At 46.9% G+C, this 6,240-nt stretch carries 7 protein-coding genes and 1 pseudogene; 6 read left to right on the forward strand and 2 right to left on the reverse strand.

The genetic code is table 11. From position 1 onward, the window contains the following. Positions 1-749: HNH endonuclease (locus tag IX84_RS12360; protein ID WP_044220923.1), on the forward strand; the 749-nt coding region annotated here is incomplete at its 5' end. Then, positions 746-1,180, forward strand: a complete 435-nt coding sequence (locus IX84_RS12365; protein WP_152605026.1) for a hypothetical protein — start codon at positions 746-748, stop codon at positions 1,178-1,180. The genes IX84_RS12360 and IX84_RS12365, both read left to right, overlap by 4 nt. Positions 1,181-1,695: 515 nt before the next feature. Here IX84_RS12365 and IX84_RS12375 read toward each other — a convergent pair. Beyond that, positions 1,696-2,595 carry an Rpn family recombination-promoting nuclease/putative transposase gene (locus tag IX84_RS12375; RefSeq protein ID WP_044220931.1) on the reverse strand — a complete coding sequence of 300 codons (900 nt, stop codon included), beginning with the start codon at positions 2,593-2,595 and terminating at the stop codon, positions 1,696-1,698. A gap of 52 nt (positions 2,596-2,647) precedes the next feature. On the opposite strand from IX84_RS12375, the gene IX84_RS12380 reads away from it, so the two are divergent. From IX84_RS12380 to IX84_RS12395, 4 genes and pseudogenes are all read left to right on the forward strand, one after another. Beyond that, the gene (locus IX84_RS12380) at positions 2,648-2,878 is read left to right on the forward strand and encodes a hypothetical protein (RefSeq protein WP_044220934.1); all 231 of its coding nucleotides are present in this window, start codon (positions 2,648-2,650) and stop codon (positions 2,876-2,878) included. Positions 2,879-3,290: 412 nt separating this feature from the next. Beyond that, positions 3,291-3,356, forward strand: a pseudogene (locus IX84_RS34565) (hypothetical protein); the annotation flags it as partial. A 69-nt stretch (positions 3,357-3,425) separates the two neighbouring features. Continuing rightward, a complete protein-coding gene (locus tag IX84_RS12390) occupies positions 3,426-3,908 on the forward strand; it encodes an HNH endonuclease signature motif containing protein (protein ID WP_044220941.1) in 483 nt (160 codons plus the stop codon). Between the two features lie 4 nt (positions 3,909-3,912). Next, on the forward strand, positions 3,913-4,335 hold the full coding sequence (locus tag IX84_RS12395; protein ID WP_044220943.1) for an SMI1/KNR4 family protein: 423 nt from the start codon (positions 3,913-3,915) through the stop codon (positions 4,333-4,335). 1,658 nt (positions 4,336-5,993) lie between these two features. On the opposite strand, the gene IX84_RS34100 is transcribed toward IX84_RS12395, so the two are convergent. Continuing rightward, positions 5,994-6,240, reverse strand: a 247-nt coding sequence (locus IX84_RS34100) for a hypothetical protein (protein WP_238578270.1), incomplete at its 5' end; no start/stop codon positions are given.

The raw sequence follows: 6,240 nt of genomic DNA on the forward strand, positions 1-6,240 counted from the left end.
CAGCTTGCCGCGGCAAGCCTCTCAATCGTCGGTATTACTCCACCACCGCCCAAGACTGGCGCCTGGCCGGCGAGCTAGCCATAGGCGAGCAAGTCCTGACCCACACCGGCAGCGCGACGCTCACGGGCAAGCGACCCGCCCCGGCGCAGCGGGTGTATAATCTGGAGGTGCAGGAGGTGCATAACTTTTTGGTGAGTGGGGTGGGGGTTGTGGTGCATAATACATGTCACATTGAAGTCCGAAACTTTCTCAAAGATAAGGGCGTCAACAATACACATTTGATAAAAACTCCCGGATCAAAACATATATACAATGGTCCCGACGCAGATGCTTTAAAAGTAAAATACAACAAGAACAAAATTGAGATTTGTTATGACGATTTAGGTTTTCCTGATTTCTCGCCTTTTGTAGAAAGGTTTACAAATCCCATAAATGGTAATTTAATTGAGGCTGTGGTTGATATAGGTTCATTTGAAGGTAGCCATCAAAGTGACTACAATGCTGCAAACACAATACTAAGATCGATAGTGGGAGATGATAATTTGAATTTTCCAGCCACAATAAGTGGGATAAATTACACTTGGCATCATCACCAAGATGGAAAAACAATGATGCTAGTCCCCTCAGGATTAAACCATGGGCAATATGCTGCTACCCATCTAGGCGGAAAGACTATACACAATAAAGGGGCTGGCAGCGTTTTTCCGAGTCCAGCTGATGTCGGTAGCTATTTAAAAAACTGTGAATGATGTTTAATCTATTTGACCTAAATGAAGAAGTAGTTTCAGCAGACTTTAATTTTATTAGAGATTTACAAGAGGAACTTGGATATATAATTCCTCCAGATTTCATTGATTTCAATATTAATTTTGGTAAGCTTTCTCATAATAAGACGCTGTATTCCATCTCCTCATTCCCCTTTTCTAGAACTGTGTCTGTTATTGATTACAGTGAAAGCATTGATTACTTCAAACAGTTTTTGGATATCAATGGCAAGGGGAATTTCATGGTGTTTATTTTCACTTTTGATCCAAACCAGTTTATTTTGATGGGAATTGATGGGAAAGAGAAGAATAGAATTTTCGGGTTTAATGATGCAATTGACTCAATTCCAAAGTTTATTTGCGATTCTTATCATGAGCTTTTTAAGCTATACTTTATCGAAGCTGATATGGTATAATCAATGCAAATCTACTTCGCTGCAAGTTGGCTGCGCCAACGCGCCAGCTATCAGGTTCGAGGTGAAAACGCCAGCAACTCCACCTTCGCTAAGCACCGTGTGCTAAGGCAACCCAATACGGTCCATCACCTTCACCGGAAAAATGCCTTTGCCAGTCAAATAATTGGAGGCACTGCTAAACCGATAGGTCCCGCTGTCAGTAGGTTAGCAGTCACGGTCGCTGCAAGGCGTACGGACGCTATCGGTTCTCGGAAGCTGACAACGCAGTTCGTTCTCCAGCCTGTACCGAAAGCGTCAGGCAGTAAAGCATCCGAGAGTTGCATCGCCGTGCCCGCCAGTTATCCGGCCAAAGTGAAACTATTAGCAGTTCCACCTTCGCTAGACGCTGTGTGCTACGGCAACCCAATATCGTCCATCACCGTCACCGGAGAGATGCCTTTGCCAGTCAAATAATTGGAGGCACTGCTATACCGATAGGCCTCCGGTTTAGCTGTCAGTCCGTTACAGACCGGGGATCAACCTTCCTGCGCTTCGTTTTTCAACCGCTCCCGCACTTCATCCACATATTCCTTTTCCACTTCCAAAATACGACAGATCGTAGGGTTGTCGAAACCATCGTGGATCATGTTAATGCAGGTTTGGCGGGTTTTTTCGCTAATGCCTTTAGCTTCATAAGCATCAAGAATACTCATCGCTTCAGATTTTACGGGTGGGGGCAAGTCCCCTATGGCTTCGTGAATAGCATCCAGCTGGTCTGGAAGTTTGTCAAAAAGGTAAACAAGCAGGGGCTTGTATAAGTTCCCATGTTCGTCGGTGGCGTTGAGAAGGAGGAACTGCATCTGCTTCAACAGGTAGCCCTGCTCATAAAAATGCTTCATGGCAATCAGGGCAGCCATCAGTTTTGGGCTGGCGGCCTGACTGATTTCCTCATCCGGCTTGGCCTGATAGTTGTGGAAGAGGTAGTCGAAGCGGGGCAGGTATACTTTGAGTGCTTTGTCAAGCGCTGAGAATTTGTCACCGATGGACTCATATTCCCAGGGCGCTTCCCCATGGTAAAACAGGATGGGTATGACGAGGCGCTGTTCCTCCTTATTAATCGCCCGCTTGAGCATGGCGCTGCTGATGTAGTGCAAGATTTGGAAGGGAGCTTTTTCGTCAATGTAGCTTTTGTGCTCGAAGAGGAAGCAGAAATTGATGCCAAAGCCCTGCCTGGTATCCACTTTGAAGACCACGTCCGACATGGAGGCTTTAAGCTTTTCGTCAATGTACGAATCAGTATCTTGCTCCAGGGTTTCGAAGTCGATTGCGTCCTTGAGGCTTTCCGGCAAGAAAGCAGCAAGATAATCCTGAGCGGTCTGCCGTTCTGACATCAGCTTGCGGAAGAAGCCGTCGTGGGATTTGTAGAGCTTGTCCATGTTGCAAGGTAGATAAAATGAATGGATTAGGCAATAATTTGTTTGACTTTATTTGTTTTACCTGTGTGCCATCCACCGTCAACTCACCGACTGGATCACCCAAAACAACTACCAGCTCGACGCCGTAGTCAACATGAACCTCCCCGAGCAAGGCATCTCCGGCCCCTTCCGCATCACGGCCATCAAGCACCTCCTCCCCCAAAAGCGGCCCGAAGACGAAGACGCCGGCAAAGGCTTTGTTTTCCGCCCGGTAACCGGTATCTTTATACCGACGACAAAGTAGTTTTGTGCCCCAAACTTACTTCGTGTCGGCATCAACTCGTGCGTCGGTTTTGCGCCTTCGCACAAAACGCTCCGTTCCGAGTCGATACACCAATCCAATGACGTTTGGACCCTGGAATTTGACAGCGGCGACACCCTGGGCGTCACCGCCAGCCACCCTATGTGCGCCCGATAAAGTGGTTTGCGACATCGGCCACTGACGAAGCGCAGCTTATCAGGGCAGGAGCAAACTACTTTCCGGCGTACATGCCGACATTGAGACAGCTTGCTGCGGCAAGCCTCTCAATCGTCGGTATTACTCCACCACCGCCCAAGACTGGCGCCTGGCCGGCGAGCTGGCCCCAGGCGAGCAAGTCCTGACCCACACCGGCAGCGCGACGCTCACGGGCAAGCGGCCCGCCCCGGCACAGCGGGTGTATAACCTGGAGGTGCAGGAGGTGCATAACTTTTTGGTTACTGGGGTGGGGGTTGTGGTGCATAATAGTTGCTGGAGGTCAGCAAGAAAGCAACTTGATGAGTTAGGAGTAGGCACAAATAATCATAGGAATATGGACATTCCTCATAACAGAGAGAAACATAAAATAGATAAGCCAGGGAGTACCGAAGTAGCCCAGAAATACGGAAAGAATAAAATTGAAGTTTGTTTTGACGATTTAGGTTTCCCTGACTTTAATGACTGGGTGCCAAATGTAAATGGTACCAAGATGGAGTTTGTGATTAACATGAATGGTAATAATCTTACTGGATCAGGGACAGGAGATTATGGTCAGGCATTTGATCAGATGGAATCATTATTAGGTTATAGACCATCTGCATTGTCGCAAATTGAAATTCCTGGTTACGAAGGAATTCAGTGGTCATTACATCATCATCAAGATGGTAAAACTATGCAGCTTGTACCCAAAATGCTGAATAGTAATACTCCGCATGTTGGTGGAAGGACTATAATGAAGAATGCTAGGGAGAAAGGCATTGATCATTGGCTGCCAAGTCCATCAGAGGTGGGTAATTATAAAAAGCTTTGTAATTAGTCAAATGAAAGATTTAAAAAAATATAGTACAAAGGACCAAGAGACTTTGCAGGATATACGATTAGCTCAAAGAGAACATGGTTTCATTATTCCATCTGATTACGTTTACTTTCTTATGAATTGTAATGGCTTCGAATTTGATGAACCTCCAATCATTAAATTAGGGATTGATGAATATGAGTTTGGGGAGTTTTATGATCTTCAGACACTTGTTTGGGAACTTGCGCACTACAGGAAAATGGTGGAAAATTACAATCATTACTTCTGGCTCAAAGATTATTTATCAGTTGGAAATATTGACGATCACAGAATAGTAATAGGAACAAAGCCAGAAAACATCAACGAGGTCTACTTATATAATGATGAAGAAGGCACGACGGTTAAAATCGCAGACAACATATTTGTTTTATTAGAAATGTATATTTAAACGATATTTTGCATTTTAGGCCTAAAGCCCCCCGCTGTTATTAGTTTAGCAGCTACCGAAAAGCAATGATTGCCCCCCGCTGTCATTAGTTTAGCAGCTACCGAAAAACAACCGCTACAAGTTGGCTGCGCCAACGCGTCAGCTATCCGGTCGAGGTGAAACCGCCAGCAGCTACGCTGCGGTAATCCTGAGAATCGGTAAAGCCACGAATGACACGAAGAAACACGAATAAGGACGGTCCTGCGCCCTAATATGCCCCTTCCGCATCACCACCATAAAGCACCTCCTCCCCCAAAAGCGCCCCGAAGACGAAGAGGCCGGCGAAGGCTTTGTTTTCCGCCCCGTAACCGGTATCTTTATATCGACGACAAAGTAGTTTTGTGCCCCAAACTTACTTCGTGTCGGCATCAACTCGTGCGTCGGTTTTGCGCCTTCGCACAAAACGCTCCGTTCCGAGTCGATACACCAATCCAATGACGTTTGGACCCTGGAATTTGACAGTGGCGACACCCTGGGCGTCACCGCTAGCCACCCTATGTGCGCCCGATAAAGTGGTTTGCGACATCGGCCACTGACGAAGCGCAGCTTATCAGGGCAGGAGCAAACTACTTTCCGGCGTACATGCCGACATTGAGACAGCTTGCTGCGGCAAGCCTCTCAATCGTCGGTATTACTCCACCACCGCCCAAGACTGGCGCCTGGCCGGCGAGCTGGCCCCACTGCCTGTAGATTAGCGGTCACTGTCGCTGCAAGGCTTACGGACGCTGTCGGTTCTCGGAAGCTGACAACGCAGTTCGTCAGTTCAGCATCTAAGAACTGTGTCTATGCGCTAGCTATCATACCGAAGTGAAACTATCAGCAGCTCCACCTTCGCTAAGCTTCGGCAGACCCTGTGCGCTGCGGCAACCCTATCAAGCAATACAGGAAGGGAACACTCAAACTATTGCCATACGTTTGCATTTCTCGGATGCGAATGAGAATAACCAAATTCACTCACCGCAGGCATCAGGCAGTAAAAGTCCGAAACGCTGTCTATTCTTTTAAGCAGGCAATCACATTAGTTTTATGTCCTGGACTTGCGTATAACCTTCCCATTTACGTATCTTATTGGTCAAAACGCGCATGGCAAACCACACCGGCTACCCTATCGCTGACCCATACAGGGCTCATTTTCTGACATTTACTGCTGAGTGGGGAATAGATGTCTTCACGCGCAGACATTACTGCACCCAAAGTTTACGCTGCAAAAGCTGATCTATATCCATAATAATCCGGTGGTAGCGGGCATCGTCGATGAGCCGCAGGCGTAGGTGCACAGCAGTACCTGGAATTACCTAGGATGGACGGATGTGCAGCTGCCATTGGTGCTGATCGATTTTGGGGTTAGAGAGGGGTATGTGGCGATTTGAGTTTATGGATGAAAGGCGTAGGCGCAGCCTATTGAATTGAGGTTTCATTCGACAGGGCGTTGTAGCTCTCGGATGCTTTACTGCCTGACGCTTTCGGTACAGGCTGGAGAACGAATTTCGTTGTCAGCATCCGGGAACCGACAGCGTCAGTATGCAAGCTACGACGAGTGTTATGATTGGGGTGGGGTAAGCTATGGGTAGCGGGTACCTAACCATTGAAAAGGTTCGGCACTCCTTCCAATGGTAAAGTTATAACCATGAACCTTTAAGGGCGCTTCCGACGAGTTTCAAAAATCTAAAAATAAATGAAGCAGTTATTAATTCATTGCCGTACACTTTTAGCTCGGCAAAAAGTTCATTGAAAGTTTGGAAAGAGAGACAGAAAAAATAAGGGTTTTCTGAGATTTTAAAAATCTTTGCAGAAAACCCTTTCAAAATGCCGTTCTGCAAAGATCTAAAAAATGGTTGATAAAGCATCAATCTGAGGTTCCACAAG

Origin of the sequence: Phaeodactylibacter xiamenensis (genome assembly GCF_000759025.1) — a bacterium.
Lineage (GTDB): Bacteria > Bacteroidota > Bacteroidia > Chitinophagales > Saprospiraceae > Phaeodactylibacter > Phaeodactylibacter xiamenensis.

Coding starts and splice junctions, on each gene's coding strand:
- IX84_RS12375 (WP_044220931.1), bottom strand. CDS start 2,595: ATGGACAAGCTCTACAAATCCCACGACGGCTTCTTCCGCAAGCTGATG.
- IX84_RS12390 (WP_044220941.1), top strand. CDS start 3,426: ATGGACATTCCTCATAACAGAGAGAAACATAAAATAGATAAGCCAGGG.
- IX84_RS12365 (WP_152605026.1), top strand. CDS start 746: ATGATGTTTAATCTATTTGACCTAAATGAAGAAGTAGTTTCAGCAGAC.
- IX84_RS12395 (WP_044220943.1), top strand. CDS start 3,913: ATGAAAGATTTAAAAAAATATAGTACAAAGGACCAAGAGACTTTGCAG.